The organism is Microbacterium sp. Z12_35 (assembly GCF_058310475.1).
In genome coordinates this window covers 1634076-1656627 of record NZ_JBZEGJ010000001.1, presented here as the reverse complement: position 1 = coordinate 1656627, position 22552 = coordinate 1634076, and the positions used below count along the sequence as shown (strand labels likewise).

Below are 22552 nucleotides of genomic sequence, written 5' to 3'. Positions count from 1 at the left end.
TCGCGAGGATCCGCCCATGACTACGCAGTGCCGCTTCTGCGGTGCGGCCGTCCGGCCGAACACGATGTTTTGCCCGTCCTGCGGGCAGATCGTCGTCGCCGATGCGCCCGCCGCCGGCGGGAGCGCGCTCCCTCCGCCCTTCCGCACCACGGGCGGCGGCAGCCGCGAGCCGAAGGCCGAGGCGGCGCCGGTCGCCCCACCCGAGCCGGTGGCACCCGTACCCCTGCCCGACGTGAACCCCCGCTCGCTGGGCCGATCGACATCGGTGGCTCCTCCTGCCCCCGTCGCTCCGGCCGCGCTCGCGTTGCGCCTGCCGCAGGGCGCCGAGGTCGCCCTCGACCGGGTGCTCGTTCTGGGGCGGAACCCCGCCGGTCGGGCCGCCGACCATGGCGGCGAGCCCGTCGAGGTGGCCGACCCGACGCGATCGGTTTCGCGCGTGCACTTGATCATCCGGCCGGGCGCTCCCGGTGAGGCGACCGCGGAGGATGCCGGCTCGGGCAACGGCAGCTCCGTGGAGCGGGCGGGTGTGCGCCAGCCGCTGCGTCCCCGCGACCCGTACGCCATTCAGGCCGGCGACCGGCTGCTGCTGGGTGACGTGATCGTCGAGGTCGGAACAGCCCGATGAGGTCGATGCGGTGACCGACGTGACGCCCACCGACGGCCGCCCGATCCCTGCCGTTGCGCTCGACGCCGATCGGGAGCGGCTGGGTGCCGCCCTTCGGCGCAACACGGGCTACGTCGCGGCGTATGCGAGCTTCACGGCGGTGGTGGTCGCGGGGATCGTCGCGCTCGCCGTCACCGACGTCGGTCGGCTCGCCACCTACTTCCTTCTCGGTCTCCTCCTGGTCATCCTGCTGGCGAGCCTCGTGCTGGGGCTGCGCCTGCGCGGCCGGATCCGCGGTTTCCTGCGTGCTGCCGACCCGCTTCTGCTGCTGACGCCCGAGGCGATCGTCTTCTCAGGGGTTCCGCCCATCCCGTGGGCGGACGTGCTGGGCGTGGTCTATTGCGATGAGCGCGCCAACCTGGCTCTCGGGGGCGGGTTCGCGCGGTGGATGAAGCGACTCGTCTACGGATCAGGCGGCTCCCAGGTCACGTTGCACGTCGGCGTCAATCGCCCCAAGCGATTCCGCGACGCGTCGACCGGAGGACTGGCGCGTTACCTCAGTGCGGCATTCGACCTCGGCGCGCTGACGCTGCCGATCGACACCGCCCTCAGCGACGCGCAGCTGTCGCACCTGACCGGAGCGCTGCGCGTCCTGGCCCGAAATGGTTCGGTCCGGTATCTGGAGACCGACGATCCCCGTAGAGTCGGGCGGGCGGCCGCAAGCATGGCAACGGGGCGGCCGATGCGGCGCGACGCGTAGGTGCGTGCGATTTATTCCATACTTCGCCCGGTCAGCACAATCCCTCGATTCCACATCGCGTATATGTGCTACAAACAGAGCGGAACCTAGACCCGGGCGGATTCCACGCCCTGAATCACGGAGGATCACATGGCGGACATCAAGGTCACCTCGGAGTCGCTGTCGGGCGTCGCGAACCAGCTCTCATCGGGCGCTGCATCCATCGAGTCCCAGCTGAGCAACCTCAAGTCGCTCGTGCAGGGGCTCATCGCCGGCGACTGGGGCGGCGCCGCCTCGCAGTCCTTCAACGAGCTGTACGAGCAGTGGGATGCTGCCGGGCTCCAGCTCAAGGAATCCCTCACGGGCATCAGCGACCAGCTCTCCAAGGCGGCTCTGGCCTACGAGGAGTCCGAGAACAACATCAGCAACAGCTTCCGCGCCTGAGCGTGAGCATCGGGGGCGCCGTGTGACGGTGCCCCCGATGCGCCGCGGGTGGACGGCAAGATCGAGCAAGGGAGCAGCAGATGGGGCAATTCTCGGTATCGACCCCGGCACTGGGTTATTCGGCGGCAGCCATGAGCGCGGCCGTCGCCCAGTTCGACGGGCACGTGTCGCAGATCTCGGGCGTCGTGTCCTCCGTGGTCGGCGCGTCCTGGAGCGGTGACGCCGCGGAGGCGTTCGGCGAGAGCTGGACCGAATGGCAGAAGAATTCCGGCCTCGTGCGTGACGCACTCACCGACATCGTCGCGCGCCTGCAGGGCGCCGAGACCGGTTACGTCTCGACCGAGATGCAGGTGACCGCCGCATCCCGCTCGTCCACCGTCGGCACGCGCCGGCAGGGCGGGGGAGTCGCGTGAGTCTGCACACCTTCGACCTCGCGCAGCTCCGCGAACTCGAAACCGCGCTGAACCAGCTCATCGGCTACTGCACCGATCTGGAGACCCACGCCGCCGGCGCCACCGCCGCCGCGAGCTCCCAGTGGGCCGGCGTGGCAAGCGTCGAGTTCCTCGGCCTCGTGGGCACCTGGCAGGTCGGCGCGACCGCCCTTCGCACGCACGCGGAAGACCTGAAGAAGTGGGTCGGTGAGGCCGCTACGGTCTACGAAGCCGCCCAGAACGACAACAACACGATGTGGGCCAGCGCATGACGATGAGGCGGATCGACCCCACCCTCTACACCCAGGCGGCCGACGCGTTCGACGCTGTCGCCTCCTCAGCCGACTCCGTCGGCAGCTCCGCTCGAGGCTCCGCCGGCGGCTATGGCAGCATGGCCGGCTCTGACCCCGGCGGCGAGCAGTTCGCCAGCGCGTACGACGAAGTCGCCGGGTACGCACTGCAGAACATCTTCGACATCGGCATCCGTGCCAACAGCCTCGACCGCCTGTTCATGGCCAGCGGTGCGAACGCCGCCTCGGCGGAGGCCACCGCGTCGGGGCAACCGTTCGACTCCGGCACATTCACCCTGCGCCCGGCGCGGCAGTCGCAGAGCGTCGCATCGCCGCCCTCGGCCTTCGGCGGCAACGCCGGGGAGCCGAAGGGCTGGGAGATCGTCACCGACGTCGTCGGGATGATGTGGCCCAACGCGGACACCGACCAGCTCGATGAGGCCGCCCAGACGTGGAAGGACATCGCCCGCGACGTCCGCCGCCTCGCGACCGAAGTGCGTCAAGCCGACAACGCCGTGGCTTCCCTGGACAGCATCGAGCTCGCCAAGGCGCGCACCGAGGTGAACGACTTCGCCAGCGACATCGGCGAAGTGGCCCAGCTCATCGAAGACATGGGTACGCAGTGTGCCGAGTACGCCGATGACGTGCGCGAGGCGCACAAGGAAGTCATCGAGATGCTCGTGCAGCTCGCCGTGGAGATCGCCGCGACCGTCGCCATCAGCGCCGCGCTCAGCGCCTTCACGTTCGGAGCGAGCGCCGCCGCGGGCGCCGCCGCCATGACCGCGCGGATCGCCGTGATCGGCGGCCGCATCATCACGATCCTGACCCGCGTCGGCGGCACCGCTGCGCGCGTGGCCGTGCGCATCCGCGCCATCCGGGCCAGCCTCATCCCGTTCGCCCTGCGTCACCAGCGGTCCGTTCGCGCCGTGATCAACATCGCGTCCGGCACGGCGGCAGCCGTCACGGCAGAGGTCATCGTCAAGCGCGGCGATGCCAACCTCCTCGTCGCGTTCGGTTCCGGTCTCGTTGGCGGTGGCGTCACCGAAGCGATCGTCGCCCCGTTCGGCCGGTACGGCCAGCGCGTCCTCGTCCAGACCCTGGCCGGGGGCGGCGGCGGGGCAGCCGGCGGCGTGACCGACGGACTGATCAGCGACGGCAGCGTCGACATCCGCCAGGTCGTCATCTCCGGTATCGGCGGCGCAGGCTTCAGTGGCTGGGGGGCACGTGGCGGCTCGGGCCGGGGCGGTTCGGCGTCTGCCGCTGACCCCGGTGCAGGCGACGTCCGCGTCGACGAGCCGGTTCCCGTCATCACCGGTGGCAACAACGCCGAGGCCGGCGGTCCCGACGGCGGCCGCACCGGCAACAACGATTACGAAGGCCCCGTCGTCAGCGGCGGCAACGACGTCAGCAGCGGCGGCGGCGACGGCGGACCGGCCGGCAGCACCGATTACGACGGCCCCAACGTCACGGGCGGCAACGACGTCAGCGGCAGCGGCGGCGACAGCGGACCCGCACCGCAGGTTCCGCAGGGCGAGGCGCCCAACGCGACCGGCGGCAACGACGCCGGTGGGGGTTCGGGTTCGGGTTCGGGGAATGGCTCCGGCCCGCGCACGCCCGACCCGGTGGACATCCCCACCCCTCCCGTGCACACGGGTGGGGGCGACGGCACCACGCCGACGCACGGTGGCGACGACACGCCGATCTTCCACGACACCGAGGGCGACCTCGGGGTGGACGCCGACGGCGACGGCCACGCGGGCTTGCCTCCCGCGCCCCACGGCGCGGGCACGACACCGCAGGGTGCTGACACGACGCCGCAGGGTCCTGACACGACCCCGCAGGGCCCGGAAAGCACGCCGCCCCCCGGTGATGACGCCGTGCCGCCCGTCGGCGCGGACGGAGACGGTGCCGATGCCGATGCGCCTGTCGGCGCGGACGGAGACGGCGCCGATGCGCCTGTCGGGCAGCCCGAAGCGGGCGACTCGGGAACGTCACCTGCCGACCCGGCAGAAGCCGATCCCGCCACGGATCCGGCCTCACCGGCTGCACCGCACCAGCCCCAGCCCGACCACACCGGTCCGATGTACTCGAACGAGGCGTCCGGTGATGGATGGAACCGTTATGGAGACACCGGTCAGAATGACCCGCACTACGGCGAGCCTCGCCCGGACCACGGTACGGTGCCGGCGCACTACCAGGCTCCGGAGTCGCCCAACCCCGACATTGCTCCGATGATCGGCGACCCCGACGCCCCGTTCGGACGCGACGCAGACGGCACACCGCTTCCCGACCAGGACGCGTGGAACGAGCGATACGCCCTGCCGGACAACGCCGATGGCTCTCCCGGCGGGCCCCGCTGGCCCACCAACGACGGAGCGGTGCCGGGAAGTCGCGTGCACTACCACGGCGTCGACGCCCTCCTGCGGGATTACCCGCAGTTCGCGAACCTCGACCGCATCGGTCGTACGTCCGGCGACTACCTCACCGTGGCGAACACGCCCTTCGAACAGCGCGGGCTCACGCCCGGACATCAGGGCATGGATCTGCTGCATCGGCAGCTCGCTCCTGACCTGCCGCCGGGCATCCGCATCGAGGTGTCGGTGATCGACGACGCTCTCGGCTACCCTGGCGGTGGCTGGCAGATCCGCTTCTTCCGCGCCGGCCCCGACGGCCGACCGCGGGTCGGCGAGAACGGCCGGGACGAGTTCCTGTCCGTGAACGAACTGGACCTGTTGGGGGTGTTCCTGTGAGTGTTGCCACGCCGGATGACCTCGCGCGCTGGCTGGCCGGCGAAGGTCTGGAGCTTCTTCCGTCCACAGACGCGCTGTTGCTCGTCGACGACGGGGAGGCGCGGTTCCGTATCGATCGGTCGGGCGATGGATGGACCGTGAGCAAGAGTCTGCGGTCCGGCCCGTTCGGCGCCCGGATGTCCTCATCCCGCTGGGAGGACATCGAACGCTACGTGGTGATGCTCTACCTCGGATCGGTTCGAGAGGCAAAGGGACTGAGCCGGTTGAGGCCCCTCGTGGAACTCGACGCCGACGGCGGCGCCATCGCCGCGGAGGGCTGGAGCCTGCAGAACGGTGCCGAGGGCGGGTCGATTCTCGGAGCTCCGGACGGGAGGGCCCTCTGGTTCGCCAGTGACATAGACGCCGCCGCCTTCTCGCGGTACGCCGCGTATTCCCCTGCCGAGTTGCGCGCCCAGGCCGCCGCTGCGGACGCGCCGCTGGCGCGCTGAGGGCGGAGATGCCTGGGCTTCCCTGAGGAGGCGCGATGAAGGGGCGCTCTGCGGCGGCTCTTTCGGAACTCGAGTCGGTACTGGCCGACGAAGCGCTGGAGCGATACTTCCACTACGGGCCGCCGACGGGAACGACGGCCAACCGCGTGTGCCTGTATCAGCGGGATGGCTTCTGGGAACTCATCATCACCGACGAGCGCGCGGTGCCCCAGGAAGGCTCCCGGCGGACGATATCCGGAGAGGCAGCGGCCTTGGCGGTTGCGCTGCGCACGGTGCGTCTGTTCGCGGAGGCTGACCTCCATCCGTTCGGCGGCGGGGGAGCGGGAGACACCCCCCGCGGAGCGCGAGGCGCGGATGATTGACGATGCCCTCAGTTCCGCGGTCGTGGCCTTCGTCGGCTACGACGGCGGTGGTGCGGTACCCGGGCGGTGGCCGGCGCGTATCGCCGACCCCCTTTCCCGCCGGACTGTGCGGGAGCTCATGGCGGAAGTGGACGGTTACGCGGACCCGAGGGGTGCGGACAACATCTCCGGGTGGGGGGATGCTCTCGTGGCGCGGGTGCGTGCGCGGCACCCCGAGTTGTCCGGTGAGGCCTTGGCCGCGATCAAAGCGCTGCTGACCTTCGAGTACCGCTGAGAAAGCGGGCGTGCTGCGGCGGGTCTCCTCCACGCCGGCCGGGGCGCGCGGCGTGACCGTCTGGTCGCGGACGCTCTCGACTCCCGCGCGCCGGGTCAGTGCGACGCGCTGGAGCGCCCGTAGGTTTCGAGAAAGCGGAGCCAGACTTCGCTGACCGTCGGGTACGACGGCACGGCGTGCCAGAGGCGGTGCAGCGGGACCTCTCCGACGACGGCGATCGTCGCGGCGTGGAGCATCTCTCCCACACCGGGTCCGACGAACGTCACCCCGACCAGGACGCCGCGGTCCTCGTCCACGATGGCGCGCGCTTGGCCGCGATAGTCGTCCGAGAGTTCGCTGGCGCCCGCCACCCACGAGAGGTCGTAATCGACCACGCGCGTGCGCAGACCCGCCTTCTCGGCCGCAGCGGCGGTCAGCCCGACCGACGCGACCTCGGGGTCGGTGAAGGTGACCTGCGGAACCGCGGAGTGGTCGGCGGTCGCGACGTGGGCACCCCACGGAGCATCCTGCACGGGCTCGCCCTTCGCCCGCGCTGCGATGACGTCGCCCGCCGCGCGGGCCTGGTACTTCCCTTGGTGGGTCAGGAGCGCGCGGTGGTTCACGTCGCCGACCGCGTACAGCCAATCGGTCCCCTTCACGAGCATGGTGTCGTCGACCTCGAGCCACGCACCGGGCTCCAGTCCGACAGCATCCACGCCCAGGTCGCCGGTGCGGGGCACCCGGCCGGTGGCGACGAGCACCTCCTCGGCCTCGAGCGTCGTGCCGTCGGAGAGCTCGAGCACGGCGGGGCCCTCACCGTCGCGCGAAGCCGACACCAGTTCGACGCCCGTCCGTACGTCCGCGCCGAGATCGCGGAGAGAAGCCGCCACGAGGTCGCCGGCGAAGGGTTCCTCGTTCGTCAGGAGCCCCGACCGGGCCAGGAGAGTGACGCGGGTGCCGAAGCTCGCGTATGCGGTGGCCATCTCGGCCGCCACCACGCCGCCCCCGAGAATGGCCAGCGACTGCGGTGCCGACTGGGCCGCGGAGGCCTCGCGGCTCGTCCACGGGGTGATGTCGCGCAGACCCGGGATGTCCGGGAGGAGAGCAGCGGTTCCTGTGCAGACGGCGACGGCATGGCGGGCGACGAGGTCTATGGTCGACCCGTCATCGGCCGTCACCCGCACCCGCTTTGCGCCGGTCAGTGCCCCGTGGCCGCGTACCAGGTCTATTCCGGCACCGTCCAGCCACTTCACCTGCGAGCTGTCGTCCCAGTCATGCACGATGCCGTTTCGGCGGCGCAGCACGGCGCCCACGTCGAGGCCTCCGGTGACCGCCTGCTTCGCCCCATCCACGGCCAGGGCCGCGCGAAGTGCCGCCCCGCTGCGCAGAAGTGCCTTCGACGGCATGCATGCCCAGTAGGAGCATTCGCCTCCGACGAGCTCAGCCTCCACGATGACGGCGGACAGGCCGCCCTGCACGGCCCGGTCGGCGACGTTCTCGCCCACCGGCCCTGCCCCGATCACGATCACGTCGTACTCGCGCGCGCTCATGTCGCCACGCTACCGGGGCTGGGGGGAGGGACGGGCGAACTGACGTGTATCGACGAGGGCGAGGGATTCAAGTGACCGGGCGGCCGCCGGCCCCCCGCGCGCCATGCTCTTGCGCCGCGGTCAAACGGCCGTGTCCGATTTCCGCCAGCCGGCGAGGAGGGGCCGTGGCAGGCTAGGGGCATGACCAGCCCGGGGATGACGTTCGACGAGAGGTACCGCGTCATCCATTCTCGGGACCGCCGCTTCGACGGGCAGTTCGTCACCGCCGTGCGCACGACGGGGATCTACTGCCGTCCGAGCTGCCCGGCGCGGACGCCGAAGCCGGCGAACGTGACGTTCTACGCCACGTCGGCGGCGGCGCACGAGGCCGGGTATCGCGCCTGCCGGCGTTGTCTGCCCGAGGCGGCGCCCGGCTCGCCGGAATGGAACGTCCGCGGCGACGTCACCGCCCGCGCCATGCGCCTGATCGCCGAGGGCGTCGTCGATCGTGAGGGTGTTTCCGGCCTCGCCCGCCGCCTCGGGTACTCGCCACGCCACCTCACGCGGCTCCTGACGGCCGAGCTCGGCGCCGGCCCGCTCGCCCTCAGTCGTGCGCACCGCGCGCACACGGCGCGGATGCTGCTGGTGGGCACGGACCTGCCGGCCGCCGACGTGGCATTCTCGGCCGGCTTCTCCAGCGTCCGCCAGTTCAACGACACCGTCGGTGAGGTGTTCGGGATGCCGCCGCTGCAGCTGCGCGCGCGCCGTCGTGCCACCGAATCCACGGGCGGTGCCATCGACCTCGTCCTTCCGCACCGCGGCCCCCTCGATTCCGCGGGTCTCTTCGCGTGGATGGCAGCGCGCGCCCTCCCCGGCGTTGAGACGGCGGATGCCACGCGCTTCGCCCGCGCGATCCGGCTCCCCGGCGGCCCGGGATGGTTCGAGTTACGCGTCGACGAAGCGGGCCGCGTGCGCCTGCGGGCACGCCTCGCGCGGCTCTCCGACCTATCGACGCTCGTCACGCGTGCGCGGCGCCTGTTCGACCTCGACGCCGACCCGGTCGCCATCGACGAGGCTCTAGCGCAGCATCCGGAGCTGGCTCCGCTGGTGGCTGCCACGCCGGGCATCCGCGTCCCCGGCGCCGCCGATCCGCACGAGATGCTCATCCGCGCGATGGTGGGGCAGCAGATCACCGTCGCCGCCGCGCGCACCGCGCTCACCGGGCTCGCGGACGCGCTGGGGGAGCGGGTGGCGGCGGTCGAGGGGACCGCCGTGCTGTTCCCGACGATGAGCGCGATCGCCGAGCGCGGCTCGGAGGTGCTCCGCGGTCCCGCGGCGCGCATCCGGGCGATCACCGGCGCCGCGGCGGCACTCGCATCGGGCGATCTCGTCCTCACCAGCGGTGACGACCGGCTCGAGCAACGCGCTGCGCTCCTCGCCCTCCCCGGGGTCGGACCGTGGACGGCGGATTACGTGCGCATGCGGGTGCTCGCCGACCCCGACGTGCTGCTCCCCGGCGACGTGGCCGCCCGCGCCGGGGCCGCCGCCGCCGGCATCCCCGCCGATCCCGCCGCACTCACGGCATGGTCTACGCGCCTCGCTCCGTGGCGCAGCTACCTGACCGCACACCTGTGGCGGGCGGCGCCGGTCCGTGCCCCGCGCGCGCCGAACTCAGGAAGAAACGCCGTGCAGGGGGCCATTCCGGCCCGAAAGGCAGCGATTGGCCTGAGTTACGGCCGGTCATCCGTCCGCGACCCGTCTGCTGCCGGCCGCACCGAGGAGGTTCCCGCATGACCGCGACCGCCACCATCCAGACCCTCGAGACCCCGGATGGCCCCTTCACGATCCTCAGCGACACCGACGGCCGTGTCCTCGCCTCCGGGTGGACCGCGGATGCGGCCACCATCGTCGCCCGCCTGCCCGAGCAGCGCCGTCCGGTCGCCGTCACCGCGGGCGAGACGGATGCTGCCGCCGCGGTCCAGGCGTACTACGCCGGCGATGTCTCCGCCATCGACGCCGTTGAGGTGCGCCAATTCGGTACCGACCTCCAGCACGCGGGCTGGGGTGCGCTCCGCCGCATCCCACCGGGACAGGCGCTGACCTACACCGGATTCGCCGCGGCGCTCGGGCAGCCGAGCGCCGTGCGCGCCGCCGCATCCATCTGTGCCCGCAATGCGCCCGCGTTGTTCGTCCCGTGCCATCGGGTGCTCCGCACCGACGGCACCCTGGGCGGATTCGCGTGGGGGCTCGACGTGAAGCGAAGCCTCCTGGCGCGGGAGGCTGCCGCGGCCTGACGCGCCCGCGGTCCGGTTGCGCTCAGGAAACGCCCAGGATAGGCTGGAGGGCTGTCGCGCCGAGGGGTGTGGCGGTTCGCCCCACCTGAGGAGGATGTCATGGACACGACCGTTTCCGCTGTTCAGCCGGTCGTCGTGCGCATCCACGCCGCTCGCGGGCGAGTGGGTCGTCCGGCCGGTTCGGCGCTTTCCGCGGCAATCGCGGCATAACGCCACCCGCCCCTTCGTTTCCCCTTTCGAGCGGCTGACGGCTGAGCCGTCGCTCGCCACGCTCGGCAATCCATTCCGCGCCCGATCCCGGCGCAGAGCTCCGACCCTCTGAGGATCATGACCCGCGATACTGCTCCCTCCCCGTCCACGCTCCGCTCGCTGGCGAGGCTTCTCCCGTTCGCCAAGCCCGTCGCAGGGCGGCTCACCCTGGGTGCCGTCAGCGCGCTCGTGGCGAGCCTGCTCGCGCTCGGAATCCCGCTCATCCTCGAGGTCATCGTCGGCGAGGGGGGCCCGATCGACTCCGGCAGCCCCGGACTCGTGGCCGTGGGCGCCGGCGCCATCCTCGTCCTCGGCCTTCTCGAGGCGCTCATGGTCTGGGCGCGCCGATGGTTCGTGCTGGGCCCCGCTACGTCGGTGGAATACGATCTGCGCACGCAGTTCTACTCCCGGCTGCAGCGGCTCCCCGTCGCGTTCCACGACCGCTGGCAGTCGGGCCAGCTGCTCAGCCGGATGATGCAGGACATCAGCCTCATCCGCCGCTGGCTCGCCTTCGGCCTCATCCTGCTGGTGGTGAATCTGCTCACCATCGTCGCGGGTTCGGCGATCCTGTTCACGTGGCATTGGGCGCTCGGTCTCATCTTCGTCGTCTGCGCCCTCCCGCTGTGGATCTCGGGATTCGTCTTCGAAAAGCGCTACGGGATGCTGTCGCGCCAGAGTCAGGACCAGGCCGGCGACCTCGCCACCTCCGTTGAAGAGAGCGTGCACGGCATCCGCGTGCTGAAGGCGTTCGGCCGCGGGAAGCACGCGCTGCAGAAGTTCGCCCGTCAAGCGGAGACGCTGCGCGAAACGGAGCTCGCCAAGGCGCGCGCCGTGGGCTGGATCTGGTTCTGGCTCGTGCTGCTCCCCGACATCGCGTTCGCGCTGTGCCTGGGCGCCGGCATCGTGCTGGTGCAGATGGGGCAGCTCGAGGTGGCCCAGCTCATCGCCTTCTTCGCGATGGCGACGATTCTGCGGTGGCCCGTGGAGTCGATCGGCTTCCTCTTCTCCTTCCTCGTGGACGCCCGCACCGCGACCGACCGCATCTTCGAGGTCTTCGACGAGCAGAACACGATCACCGATCCCGCGGAGCCGCGCACCATTCCCGATGTCCGCGGGCAGCTGGCGTTCGAGAACACGCACTTCCGGTATCAGGATGCGCCGTCCTCGACGCGCGACCTCCTCGATGGCATCGACCTCGTGCTCCGGCCGGGCGAGACCATGGCGCTGGTCGGGCTCACCGGCTCCGGCAAGACGACGCTCACGGCCCTTCCCGGCCGGCTCTACGACGTCACCGGTGGTCGGGTGACCCTGGACGGCGTGGATGTGCGCGACCTCGAGCTGCGCGAGCTGCGCCGCCACGTCGGCATGGCCTTCGAAGACGCCACCCTGTTCTCCGCATCCGTGCGCGACAACGTGCTCCTCGGACGGGAAGAACTCGAGCCCGGCTCCGCGGAGGCGGAGGAGGTGCTGCGCGAGGCGCTCCAGGTCGCCCAGGCCGGCTTCGTCTACGAGCTGCCGAAGGGTCTCGACACCGTCATCGGCGAGGAGGGGCTGAGCCTCTCTGGCGGTCAGCGACAGCGTCTGGCGCTTGCTCGCGCCGTGGCTGCCCGCCCCGCCGTGCTCGTGCTCGACGACCCCTTGTCGGCGCTCGACGTCGACACGGAGGCGCTCGTGGAGGAGGCGCTTCGCCGGGTGTTGGCCGAGACGACGGCCCTGATCGTCGCGCACCGTCCGTCGACGGTGACGCTGGCCGATCGGGTGGCGCTGCTCGAGGCCGGCCGCGTGACCGCGGTGGGGACGCACTCCGAGCTGCTGCGCGACAACGAGCACTACCGGTATGTGATCTCCAGCCTCGAGGCTGAAGAGATCCGCCGGCAGGAACGCTCCGCGAACGAGAGATCCGACCGCTCGGAGACAGAGAAGGAGGTGGCCCGATGAGTACCGCTACTGTCACGGGAACCACCGGCGAAGACCGCTCCGACTACACGCGCGACGAGAGCCGCGTCATCCGTCGACGTTCGCTGCGACTGCTCGGCTCGCTCGTCTCGCCGCTGCGGTGGCAGCTCGTCCTCGCCGCTGTCGTCCTGATCGTGTCGACCGCCCTCCGCGTCGCCGGCCCCGCCCTCGTCGGCTACGGCATCACCACGGCCCTGCCGGCAGTGGTGGACGACATGGACTGGATGCCCGCCATCCTCATCGTGATCGTCTACCTCATCACCGGCATCGCCGGTGCCGCCCTGATCGGCTGGTACGCGGTCGTGGCTGCGCGCCTCACGCAGGCGATCATGTTCGATCTGCGCAAGCGCATCTTCCTGCACACGCAGCGTCTGAGCCTGGAGTTCCACGAGTCCTACACGTCGGGACGGATCATCTCGCGTCAGACGAGCGACCTCGACACGATCCGCGAGCTGCTGGACGGTGGCCTGAACGAGCTCGTCTCCGGCCTCCTCTACGGTGGGTTCACGCTCATCGCGCTGCTGCTCCTGGACTGGCAGTCCGGCCTCATCCTGTTCGTGATGGGCCTGCCGCTGTTCTTCCTCATGCGTTGGTTCTACCTGCGCTCGCAGGTGGTGTACCGGGAATCCCGCGTCATCAGCGCGCAGGTCATCGTGAAGTTCGTCGAGACGATGACCGGCATCAGGGCGGTCAAGGCGTTCCGCAAGGAGCCGCGGAACGACGAGGAGTTCGGCCGGCTCGCGAGCGACTACCGCGACATCAACATGCGCAGCATCCGCCTATTCGGCACCTTCGAACCGGGCCTCATGGCGGTCGCCTCCGTGACGCTGGGCGTCGTGGTGCTGTGGGGCGGGCTGCGTGTGCTCGACGGCACCTTCCAGCTCGGATTGCTGCTGGCCGCGGTGCTGTACGTGCGGAACTTCTTCGCGCCCATGCAGGAGGTGGCGTTCTTCCTGAACTCCTACCAGTCGGCCACGGCAGCGCTGGAGAAGGTGTCGGGGGTGCTGGAAGAACAGCCGACCGTCCCCGACCCCACGTCGCCGATCGACCTGTGGAAGGCCCGCGGACACGTCCGGTTCGAGGACGTCGTCTTCGGCTATTCCGGAGACCGCGTCATCCTGCCCGACTTCTCGCTCGACATCCCGGCGGGCCAGACGATCGCGCTGGTCGGAACCACCGGCGCCGGGAAGTCCACACTCGCGAAGCTCGTCGCCCGGTTCTACGACCCCACCTCGGGCCGCGTGAACCTGGATGGCGTCGACCTGCGGTCGCTGCATCCGAAGGATCTGCGCCGGGCCATCGTGATGGTGACGCAGGAGGCGTACCTCTTCAGCGGCACCGTTGCGGACAACATCGCGCTCGGAAAGCCGGACGCGACACTGGATGAGATCAAGGCGGCGGCGCGCGCCGTCGGCGCGCACGAGTTCATCGAGGCCCTGCCGGATGGCTACGGCACCGACGTCAACAAGCGCGGTGGGCGGGTATCGGCCGGGCAGCGACAGCTGATCTCGTTCGCTCGGGCGTTCCTCGCCGACCCGGCGGTGCTCATTCTTGATGAGGCGACGGCGTCGCTCGACATCCCCAGCGAGCGGCTCATCCAGGAGGCGCTGCAGACGCTGCTGGCCGACCGCACCGCGATCATCATCGCGCACCGCCTCTCCACCGTGGCGATCGCCGATCGGGTGCTCGTCATGGAGCACGGCCGCATCATCGAGGACGACGAGCCCGACACCCTCATCGCCGGCACCGGCCGCTTCGCTCAGCTGCACGCCGCCTGGCGGGAGTCCCTCGTCTGACACGTGCCGTTACGTCGGAGGATTGCGCCTTCGTCGGGCGATCTCCCCATGATCGTCCGACGTTGGTGTGATCTTCCGACGTTGGTGCGGCCGTCCGACGGTCAGCGCGCAATGTGAGCGCCGGAGGCGATGGCGCGCGCGACGGTGCGTGCCACCGCCGGCCAATCATGGAGGACCTGCGCGTAGGTGAAGCGCAGCACGGTGTAGCCGCGGAGGCGGAGTTCGGCGTCGTGTGCGACATCCCGCGTCCGGTCTGCCGAGCTCGAGTGGTAGGCGTAGCCGTCGACCTGGATGACGAGACGGTCGCCGATGAGGACATCCACCGGCCGACCGGCGAGGACCACCTGCTGGCGGAGCAGCACGCCCCACCCGCTCAGCCGGTACCGGAAGATCGTCTCCAGCCCCGAGTCCGAGAGACCCGTAGCGTTCTGAGCGCACCATGTGGCGTCAGTGGTGGTCCACTCCACCTGACGCAGGGCGAGGGCGTTGAGCCCTTCCTTCCGCATCGCCGACTCCCACACGACGAGGGCCTGTTCGCGCGGAAGACACACGGCGACGTGAGCGAGGGCATCCTCCACCGACTCCTCGAGCGCCCACGGCGAGACGGGCGCGAGAGCCTCCGTCCAGTGCACGACGCCCGGGAAACCCGAGACCCCGTCGGAGCGGCCGCGGGCTCGGAGAGCGAGATGCACGCGTCCATCTCCTTCGTCTGGCATCCACCACCCACGGCGTTGCGCGATCGACACGCACGCGATCCTTCCGCCCGCGCGAGCGGCGATGACCTCGTGCTCGGGCGCGTCCGGCAGCGCGAGCCACGCTCGGCGGATGCGGCGCACGCCGCCGGCCCGACGAAGCGCGGCGGGCGAGAACCCGGCATCCAGCGCGGCCTGCCGATGCGCGATGCCGCCTTGCCCGCGCAGCCACTTCTCCAGATCCCGCATGCCGTCATCCTGCGCGAGGCCGTCTGCCCGCAGCATCCGCTTGCCGCGCCCGGTGGAGAACCGCTCGACCGCCGTGCCTGGGGAGGAGGGGCCGCCGCCCTGGCCGGGGCCACGCCTACGTCGGAGAATCGCGCCTACGTCGGAGGGTTTGGCCCGAAATGCTCCGACTTTGCCGCAATCATCCGACGCTCGTGCACTGCGCCGACTGCGGGCGGGCGCCGGGGCGCGCGGGCGCCGGGCGCCGCGGGCGCCGGGCGGACCAGGGGCTAGAGGCGGATCTCGGCGATGACCTCGCCGTACTCGGTCTCGCCCGTGGGCGTGAAGCCCACAGCCTGGAAGAAGGCCTCGGGCCCTTCCTCGCCGGGCTCGTAGATGACGTCGACGTGGTCCATGCCGCGCTCCCGCGCTTCGGCGAGGAGGCTCTCCAGGGCGAAGCGACCGATGCCGCGGCCCTGATCGTCCGCGTCGACGTTGATGCGCCACAGCACCGAGCGGAAGTGTTCCTGCGGTGCGTCGGGATCGAAGTTGGCGCTGACGTACCCGACGACCTCGTCGTCGTCGAGGATGACGCGTTGCCACGACGTCTGCGGGTTCACGACGGTCGCGGCGATGCCGTAGCTGAGCGGGGCGAGGAATTGCTCCTGGCCCGGTTTCAGGGACAGCGTGTTCACGGCGACGATGGTCGCGGCGGACAGTGCTTCGAGGCGGAGGGCAGCCATGTGCACAGGCTAGCCGGGATGCGGCGGGTTCGGAACGCGCGTTACCTGTTGTTCCACAGATATCTCGACGTCAAGATATCTACCGCTGTGCGATAGGCTGAATCGACCCCGCGAACGGCCATTTTGGAGAGACGACACGTGCCCGACTCCACCATCATCTACACCCACACCGACGAGGCTCCGGCCCTGGCGACCGCCTCCTTCCTGCCCATCGTGCAGGCCGTCACCCGGCAGGCCGGGGTGGACGTGGAAACCCGCGACATCTCCCTCGCCGGCCGCGTCCTCGCGGCCTTCCCGCAGCGCCTCACCCCCGAGCAGCAGGTGGGCGACGCCCTCGCGGAGCTCGGTGGTCTCGCGACGCTGCCCGAGGCGAACATCATCAAGCTGCCGAACATCTCCGCCTCGATCCCGCAGTTGAAGGCGGCCATCGCCGAGCTGCAGGGACAGGGCTACGACATCCCCGACTACCCGGATGAGCCGGTCTCCCTCGAGGAGAAGGACATCCGCGCCCGCTACGACCGCATCAAGGGCTCCGCCGTGAACCCCGTGCTGCGCGAGGGCAACAGCGACCGCCGCGCGCCGCTGTCGGTGAAGAACTACGCCCGCAAGCACCCCCACCGCAACAAGGCGTTCCCCGAGGGCTCGAAGACCCGCGTGGCCACCCTCGGTCATGACGACTTCCGCTCGAACGAGAAGTCGGTCGTCATCGCTGACGACGACGTGCTCCGCATCCAGCATGTCGCCGCCGACGGCACGGTGACCTCGCTCAAGGAGGGCATCAAGGTACTCCCGGGCGAGATCGTGGATGCCACGTTCCTCTCCGCGAAGGCGCTGGACGCGTTCCTGGCCGACACGCTCGAGGCGGCTCAGGCGGAGGATGTCCTGTACTCGGTGCACCTCAAGGCGACGATGATGAAGGTCAGCGACCCGATCATCTTCGGGCACGTCGTCCGGGCCTACTTCGCCGACGTGTTCGAGCGGTACGGCGATGCGATCGCCGCCGCCGGCCTGACCCCTAACGACGGACTCGGCGCGATTCTCGACGGGCTGTCCTCCGTCGAAGGCGGCGAGGAGATCGCCGCAGCGATCGCAGCCGACATCGAACGCGGACCGCGGCTGTCGTACACGAACTCCGACAAGGGCATCACCAACCTCCACGTGCCCTCCGACGTCATCGTGGACGCCTCCATGCCGGCCCTCATCCGCAACGGCGGCAAGCTGTGGGGTGCCGACGGCAGCGAGGATGACACCCTCGCGGTCATCCCCGACTCGTCCTACGCCGGCGTCTATCAGGCGGTTCTCGACGACGTCAACGCGCACGGACCGCTCGACCCTGCGACCATCGGCACCGTCCCCAACGTCGGCCTGATGGCCCAGGCGGCGGAAGAGTACGGCAGCCACGACAAGACGTTCGAGATCTCGGCGCCGGGTGTCGTGCAGGTCCTGAACTCCGCCGGCGACGTGCTCCTGGAGCACGACGTCGAGCCGGGTGACATCTGGCGCGCGACGCAGACCAAGGATGTGCCGGTGCGCGACTGGGTCAAGCTCGCCGTCTCGCGCGCACGTGCCACCGGGTCGCCCGCGGTCTTCTGGCTCGATGCCTCGCGCGCCCACGATGCGCGGCTGATCCAGAAGGTGCAGACCTACCTGGCCGATCACGACACCGAAGACCTCACGATCGAGGTCTTGCCGCCGGTGGAGGCGACGAGGTATTCCCTCGAGCGCATCCGTCGCGGCGAGGACACGATCTCGGTCACCGGCAACGTGCTGCGCGACTACCTCACCGACCTCTTCCCGATCCTCGAGGTCGGCACGAGCGCCAAGATGCTCTCCATCGTTCCGCTCCTCGCCGGCGGAGGACTCTTCGAGACGGGCGCGGGTGGCTCGGCGCCCAAGCACGTGCAGCAGTTGCTGACCGAGAACTACCTGCGGTGGGACTCGCTGGGGGAGTTCTTCGCTCTCGCCGCCTCGCTCGAGCACCTCGCGCAGACCACCGGGAACGCGCGAGCGCAGGTTCTGGCCGACACGCTGGATGCGGCGACCGGCACATTCCTCGAGAACGACAAGTCGCCCGGCCGCGCGCTCGGCATGATCGACAACCGCGGCAGCCACTTCTACCTCGCGCTGTACTGGACGCAGGAGCTGGCCAGGCAGACCGCGGATGCGGACCTCGCCGCTGTGTTCGCGCCGATCGCCGAGGCCCTTGCCGCCAACGAGCAGCAGATCGTCGACGAGCTGCTCGCCGTGCAGGGCTCGCCCGTTGACATCGGAGGGTATTACCACCCCGACGAGGAGAAGGTGCGCGAGGTCATGCGCTCTTCGCCGACGCTCAACGGAATCGTCGACGCGATCGGCTGAATCGCCTCACGAAAGCGGATGCCCCGGCGCGTGCCGGGGCATCCGCTTTTCGCGTCTCAGGAAAGGCGCTCGGCCAGCCAGGCGACTTGACGTGTGAGCTGGTAGGACTGGCCGCCCTCGTGGTCGTTGTGCGGGAAGACGTCGATCTCGCGCGGACCGGCATAGGCGTTGTAGGCGGCGAAAACCGTCGACGGCGGGCAGGTGAGGTCCATGAGCGCCGTGGAGAAGAGCGCCGCCGCCTCCGCGCGTTTGGCGAAGTTCACGCCGTCGAAGTAGGACAGCGTGTGGAAGACCCGCTCCTCCGCGCCGCGGTGGACGGAGAGGTACCGCACGATCTCGTGGTACGGGTCGCGGTCGGTGAGGCCCACGGCGCGCTCGAAATGGCAGAGGAACGGCACGTCCGGCATCACACCGACCAACCCCGAACACAGGCCCGCTGCAGCCAGCGCGATGCCGCCGCCCTGGCTGCCTCCGGCGACCGCGATCCGGTCGGGGTCGGCGCCGGGGAGCAGGCGCGCAGCATCCACCGCCCGCACGGCATCGGTGAAGACCCGCCGGTAGTAATGGTCGACGGGGTCGTCGATGCCGCGGGTCATGAACCCGGCGGAGGCGGGACCCGCCCCGTGCGGGTCGGCCGTGTCACCGCCCGAACCCCAGCCCGAACCCTGGCCGCGGGTGTCCATGATGAGGTGCCCGTAGCCGGCGGCCGACCACGCCAGGCGGTCGACGGGGAGTCCGCGTCCGCCGCCGTACCCGACGAATTCGACGACCACGGGGAGTGGCTCGTCGCGCCCTACCGGCCTGAGATACCAGGCCTTGATCGGGTCGCCGGCGAAACCGGGGAAGGTGACATCCCACACGTCCACCGTGCGCAGCATGGTCGCGGCGCGCGCGACGACGAGGTCAGCACCGGCCGCTCGTGACTGGGCGAGGGTGCGACCCCAGAATGCGTCGAAGTCGTCGGGCTCGGCCACGTCGGGCCGGTACTGCTCGAGCTCGGTCAGGGGCAGATCGAAACGCGGCACCCCGTCACGATATCGCGACGGCGTCGCTCAGTAGTGCACCGAGACCTGCGTGCCCTTCGGAGCCCAGTCGTAGAGGAACTTCGCAGCGCTCACGGGCAGGTTCACGCACCCGTGGCTCATGGGGTTGCCGAAGTTGTTGTGCCAGTACGCGCCGTGGAAGGCCTGGTCGCCGTTGAAGTACGACACCCACGGCACGTTCTCGGTGCAGTAGGGCGCGCCGGGGAAGCACCCCATGTCCTGCATGGGCGTCTTCCACCCGATGCGGAAGTTGCCCGGCTGAGTCGCCGAGCCCGGGAGCCCCGACGAGGCGGCCCAGGACTGGACGAGCTGGTCGTTCTCGTACAGGTAGACCCGCTGGGTGCTCAGGTTCGCCTCGATGCGGCGGACGAGGGCTGTTGTTGTGAACGGGGTCTCGGCGACGGTGAGAGGGAAGGCGGACTGTCCGTCGCCGAGCAGGCCGGCGAACTGGTTGGCGATGCCGTCGGTGTTCTCCAGCACGCGGCCGGTGACGCCCGCGGTCTGCTCGCGCAGAACGGATCCGGCGGAGTCGGTGATGACCGTGGCGTTGATGGGATCACGGTTCACCGCGGCGGGGAGCCCGTCGACGACGGGCTGGATGGCAGCGGGATCGGCGGTGACGTGGAAGGCTCCCGCTTCGACGCCGACCGTCAGCCAGGATGCTGCGACCGTGCGATCGACGGGGACGACGCGCTCTTCGCCCACGTAGAAGCCGACGGAGTCGAGCATGCCGTTGAGGCCGGCCGCCGTCGTCGCTGCCTCTTCGGTGGTGGCGGCCGCCTCGACCGAGACGACGGCGACGTCGAGCGGCATGGTCGTCGCCCCGGAGTCGAACGCGTCCTGCAGGGCGGCGCGCACCGTTTCCAGGTCGACGCCCTCGCCGGGGATGGCGTCGGTCACGATGTAGGTCGCCGAAGCCGGGTCGAACGACACGGCGGCGTCGACGGGGTCGACGAACAGCTCACCGGCGACGGAGCGCAGCGTCTCGGTCGCGCGTGTCTCGTCGAGGGACACGGGCGCGTCGATTCCGCTGGGGAACCAACCGGCCGGGCTCCACATGGGATGCTCGGCGAATGCCGCCTCGGCTGCGGCGGTCGCATCGACGGAGGCGCCGAGGTCGGCGCCGGTGACGGTGAACTCGCCGTCGGGACCCTCGAGGACGAGCGTCGTCTCGGCCAGGCGCGACGCGACGGCGTCCGCTGCTGCACCGGGGGTGAGTCCACCGACAGACACTCCTGCGACGGCGGTCCCGGGGGCGATCAGCACGATCGACGCGGCCACGAGCGCGATGACCGTCGCTCCGGCCGGGATGCCGATCCAGAGGAGCGCGTGCTTCCTCTTGGCGGGTGCGGGCTCCCCAGGCGCCCAGGCGTACGCAGGACCGTCACCGTCGAGGCCCGAGACCGCGTCGTGCGCGTTCTCTTCGCCGGCTTCGGGTCTCGTAACGAGATCCGTCATGTCGTGGCACCCCTTCTTCTGGTTCTATGCTAAGCGCGGGACTGGATGTCCGGGGCAACGTTCCGATCACGGTCAGCCGATTGCGCACAATTCCTGATAAGCGCTCGCGGCCTCCTGGAACGCCCCGCTGAGGCGCGAGACGTCGGCCACGCGCGTGAGGTCCCCGTCTGCGACAGCCTTCATGGCCTCGGATGCTTCGCCGAACATGTCGCGGAGGGGCGGGAGCAGCGCCGCCACGTCGTCGTTGGTGACGCGCTCGGAGACGGTGACCAGTTCCCTGGATGCGGCCTGCAGGGCAGAGATCACGGCTGCGGGGTCGTCGGGGGAGGCGGAGGCGAACGCCGCTATGGCGCTGTCCACCGACTCGGCGACGATGGCGCAGGCGTCAGCGGTGGACTGCCCGCCGTCCCCCGTTTCATCCGCGGGGGCGGCGGTCGCGGGCGACGTCGTGATGGCCGGCGCGGGGGAGGCGGTGCAGCCCGTAACAACGAGCGCTGCGAGGAGGGCGAGCGTACCCAGGGCGTGGCGGGCGTTCATATGACGTGCTCCTTCGAGGGGGTCTCCACCCTAGACGCGGAGGGTTATCGCCCCCGTCTCTGCGCGGATAACGAGTGGGTAAAGACCCGAGTAGTCACAGATTCGGTCTTGCGGCGAGTTAGTTCGTAAGGTCTACTAACAAATGTGAGCACCCCAGGATCGATGACCTCCGCCCGAGCCTTCGGCGGAGGCCGGGCGCTGCGCCCGCACGGGAAGGTCCTCCCCGAGCAGGCGCGGACCCACAATCGGTCCCTCGTCCTGCAGACCTTGTACTCCGGGGGGGCGATGAGCCGGGCCGACCTGGCGCGCGAGACGGGGCTCACCCGCGTGACCATCTCCGACCTCGTGGCGGCGCTGATCACCGAGGGTTACGTGACCGAGAAGGGGATGCGGGAGAGCTCCGGTCCGGGCAAGCCCGCCATGCTCGTCGACCTCGATCGTTCCGGACACCGCATCGTCGGGATCGACCTGTCGGGGAGCGACGTCATTCTCGGCGCCGTGCTGACGATGGACGGCGAGATCGTCGCGCGTCGGCAGGTGCCTGTTCCCCCGGCGGATGCCGACGTGGTGCGCATCGTGGCCGACCTGGCCGCGGCGCTCGTCGCGGATTCGCACGCCCCGGTGCTCGGTGTCGGGGTCGGGTCACCGGGTGTGGTCGATGACGCCGGCGTGGTGCTGACCGCGCCGAACTTCGGATGGGAACGGCTGGACCTGCAATCGCTGTTGTCCGAGGCGCTCGACCTGCCGGTGCTGGTCGCGAACGACGCCAACGCCGCCGTTCTGGCGGAGTACACCTTCGGCGGATCGCGGGACGACGTCCTGCTCGTGAAGGTCGGCCGGGGCGTGGGCTCGGGGCTTCTCGCCGACGGGCGCCCGATGCGCGGGGGGCGATTCGCCGCGGGCGAGATCGGTCACGTGACCGTCGGCACCGACGGGGGGCCGCGGTGCGTCTGCGGAAAGGTCGGATGCCTGGAGGCCTGGCTGTCCGTTCCGGCATTGTCCGCACGACTCGACGCCGCGCCTGCTGCCGACCGCGACGGGATCCTCCGCGACGCCGGGGAGCGGCTGGGTATCGCGCTGGCGCCCGTGGTCGGCGCTCTGGACCTGTCGGAGATCGTGCTCTCCGGCCCTCCCGAACTCCTCGGCGGCCCCCTCGCGGACTCCACCGCCGAGACCCTTCGTGCCCGCACGCTCGCTGAGTTCCACGACGGCGTGCGCGTACGGATGACGGAGCACGGCCAGGACATCGTCCTGCGCGGGGCGGCCGTCATGGTCCTGTCCGGACGCCTCGGAGTGTCGTAGGCATCCGAG

21 protein-coding genes are annotated in these 22552 nt (G+C 70.4%); 15 read left to right on the top strand and 6 right to left on the bottom strand.

Features of this window, described 5'->3' with window-relative positions:
• The first annotated feature begins 16 nt into the window (after positions 1–16).
• From AC4FS1_RS08115 to AC4FS1_RS08075, 9 genes are all read left to right on the top strand, one after another.
• Positions 17–625: an FHA domain-containing protein gene (locus AC4FS1_RS08115; RefSeq protein WP_491154030.1), complete on the top strand. Its 609-nt coding sequence runs from the start codon at positions 17–19 to the stop codon at positions 623–625.
• 10 nt (positions 626–635) lie between these two features.
• Complete coding sequence (locus AC4FS1_RS08110; protein WP_491154028.1) at positions 636–1364, top strand: hypothetical protein; 729 nt, start codon at positions 636–638, stop codon at positions 1362–1364.
• Between the two features lie 129 nt (positions 1365–1493).
• Positions 1494–1787, top strand: a complete 294-nt coding sequence (locus AC4FS1_RS08105) for a WXG100 family type VII secretion target (protein ID WP_135063853.1) — start codon at positions 1494–1496, stop codon at positions 1785–1787.
• Positions 1788–1867: 80 nt separating this feature from the next.
• Positions 1868–2200, top strand: coding sequence for a WXG100 family type VII secretion target (locus AC4FS1_RS08100; protein ID WP_491154026.1), 333 nt, complete (start codon positions 1868–1870; stop codon positions 2198–2200).
• Positions 2197–2490, top strand: a complete 294-nt coding sequence (locus AC4FS1_RS08095; protein ID WP_491154024.1) for a hypothetical protein — start codon at positions 2197–2199, stop codon at positions 2488–2490. The genes AC4FS1_RS08100 and AC4FS1_RS08095 overlap by 4 nt, the downstream gene beginning before the upstream one ends.
• Positions 2487–5258 carry a WXG100-like domain-containing protein gene (locus AC4FS1_RS08090; RefSeq protein ID WP_491154022.1) on the top strand — a complete coding sequence of 924 codons (2772 nt, stop codon included), beginning with the start codon at positions 2487–2489 and terminating at the stop codon, positions 5256–5258. The genes AC4FS1_RS08095 and AC4FS1_RS08090 overlap by 4 nt, the downstream gene beginning before the upstream one ends.
• A complete protein-coding gene (locus tag AC4FS1_RS08085) occupies positions 5255–5746 on the top strand; it encodes an Imm61 family immunity protein (protein WP_491154020.1) in 492 nt (163 codons plus the stop codon). Before AC4FS1_RS08090 ends, AC4FS1_RS08085 begins: the two co-directional genes overlap by 4 nt.
• A gap of 35 nt (positions 5747–5781) precedes the next feature.
• Positions 5782–6108 carry a hypothetical protein gene (locus tag AC4FS1_RS08080; RefSeq protein ID WP_491154019.1) on the top strand — a complete coding sequence of 109 codons (327 nt, stop codon included), beginning with the start codon at positions 5782–5784 and terminating at the stop codon, positions 6106–6108.
• Positions 6101–6382, top strand: coding sequence for a hypothetical protein (locus tag AC4FS1_RS08075; RefSeq protein ID WP_491154017.1), 282 nt, complete (start codon positions 6101–6103; stop codon positions 6380–6382). The genes AC4FS1_RS08080 and AC4FS1_RS08075 overlap by 8 nt, the downstream gene beginning before the upstream one ends.
• Positions 6383–6477: 95 nt before the next feature.
• Here AC4FS1_RS08075 and AC4FS1_RS08070 read toward each other — a convergent pair whose 3' ends face one another.
• A complete protein-coding gene (locus tag AC4FS1_RS08070; protein WP_491154016.1) occupies positions 6478–7911 on the bottom strand; it encodes a dihydrolipoyl dehydrogenase family protein in 1434 nt (477 codons plus the stop codon).
• 180 nt (positions 7912–8091) lie between these two features.
• Between AC4FS1_RS08070 and AC4FS1_RS08065 the strand changes: the two genes are divergently transcribed.
• The 4 genes from AC4FS1_RS08065 to AC4FS1_RS08050 all read left to right on the top strand — a co-directional run bounded on the left by AC4FS1_RS08065 (position 8092) and on the right by AC4FS1_RS08050 (position 14185).
• A complete protein-coding gene (locus AC4FS1_RS08065; RefSeq protein ID WP_491154015.1) occupies positions 8092–9684 on the top strand; it encodes an AlkA N-terminal domain-containing protein in 1593 nt (530 codons plus the stop codon).
• A complete protein-coding gene (locus AC4FS1_RS08060; protein ID WP_491154013.1) occupies positions 9681–10184 on the top strand; it encodes a methylated-DNA--[protein]-cysteine S-methyltransferase in 504 nt (167 codons plus the stop codon). The genes AC4FS1_RS08065 and AC4FS1_RS08060 overlap by 4 nt, the downstream gene beginning before the upstream one ends.
• 327 nt (positions 10185–10511) lie before the next feature.
• Positions 10512–12371, top strand: coding sequence for an ABC transporter ATP-binding protein (locus AC4FS1_RS08055; protein ID WP_491154012.1), 1860 nt, complete (start codon positions 10512–10514; stop codon positions 12369–12371).
• Positions 12368–14185: an ABC transporter ATP-binding protein gene (locus tag AC4FS1_RS08050; protein WP_491154010.1), complete on the top strand. Its 1818-nt coding sequence runs from the start codon at positions 12368–12370 to the stop codon at positions 14183–14185. The genes AC4FS1_RS08055 and AC4FS1_RS08050 overlap by 4 nt, the downstream gene beginning before the upstream one ends.
• Positions 14186–14286: 101 nt before the next feature.
• Here the strand turns inward: AC4FS1_RS08050 and AC4FS1_RS08045 are convergent, their stop codons facing one another.
• Positions 14287–15126 (bottom strand): endonuclease domain-containing protein, encoded by an 840-nt coding sequence (locus tag AC4FS1_RS08045; RefSeq protein WP_491154008.1) that lies wholly within the window; start codon positions 15124–15126, stop codon positions 14287–14289.
• Between the two features lie 266 nt (positions 15127–15392).
• Entirely contained in the window at positions 15393–15845 is a 453-nt protein-coding gene (locus tag AC4FS1_RS08040) for a GNAT family N-acetyltransferase (protein ID WP_491154006.1), read from the bottom strand.
• A gap of 138 nt (positions 15846–15983) precedes the next feature.
• On the opposite strand from AC4FS1_RS08040, the gene AC4FS1_RS08035 reads away from it, so the two are divergent.
• Positions 15984–18203 (top strand): NADP-dependent isocitrate dehydrogenase, encoded by a 2220-nt coding sequence (locus tag AC4FS1_RS08035; protein ID WP_491154004.1) that lies wholly within the window; start codon positions 15984–15986, stop codon positions 18201–18203.
• 56 nt (positions 18204–18259) lie between these two features.
• Here AC4FS1_RS08035 and AC4FS1_RS08030 read toward each other — a convergent pair whose 3' ends face one another.
• The 3 genes from AC4FS1_RS08030 to AC4FS1_RS08020 form a co-directional block, all read right to left on the bottom strand.
• A complete protein-coding gene (locus tag AC4FS1_RS08030; RefSeq protein WP_491154002.1) occupies positions 18260–19228 on the bottom strand; it encodes an acetylxylan esterase in 969 nt (322 codons plus the stop codon).
• Between the two features lie 27 nt (positions 19229–19255).
• Positions 19256–20704, bottom strand: a complete 1449-nt coding sequence (locus AC4FS1_RS08025; protein ID WP_491154001.1) for a L,D-transpeptidase family protein — start codon at positions 20702–20704, stop codon at positions 19256–19258.
• A gap of 72 nt (positions 20705–20776) precedes the next feature.
• The gene (locus AC4FS1_RS08020; RefSeq protein WP_491154000.1) at positions 20777–21241 is read right to left on the bottom strand and encodes a hypothetical protein; all 465 of its coding nucleotides are present in this window, start codon (positions 21239–21241) and stop codon (positions 20777–20779) included.
• A 162-nt stretch (positions 21242–21403) separates the two neighbouring features.
• Here AC4FS1_RS08020 and AC4FS1_RS08015 point away from each other — a divergent pair, with 162 nt between their 5' ends.
• A complete protein-coding gene (locus AC4FS1_RS08015; protein ID WP_491153999.1) occupies positions 21404–22543 on the top strand; it encodes an ROK family transcriptional regulator in 1140 nt (379 codons plus the stop codon).
• The last annotated feature ends 9 nt before the right edge of the window (positions 22544–22552 follow it).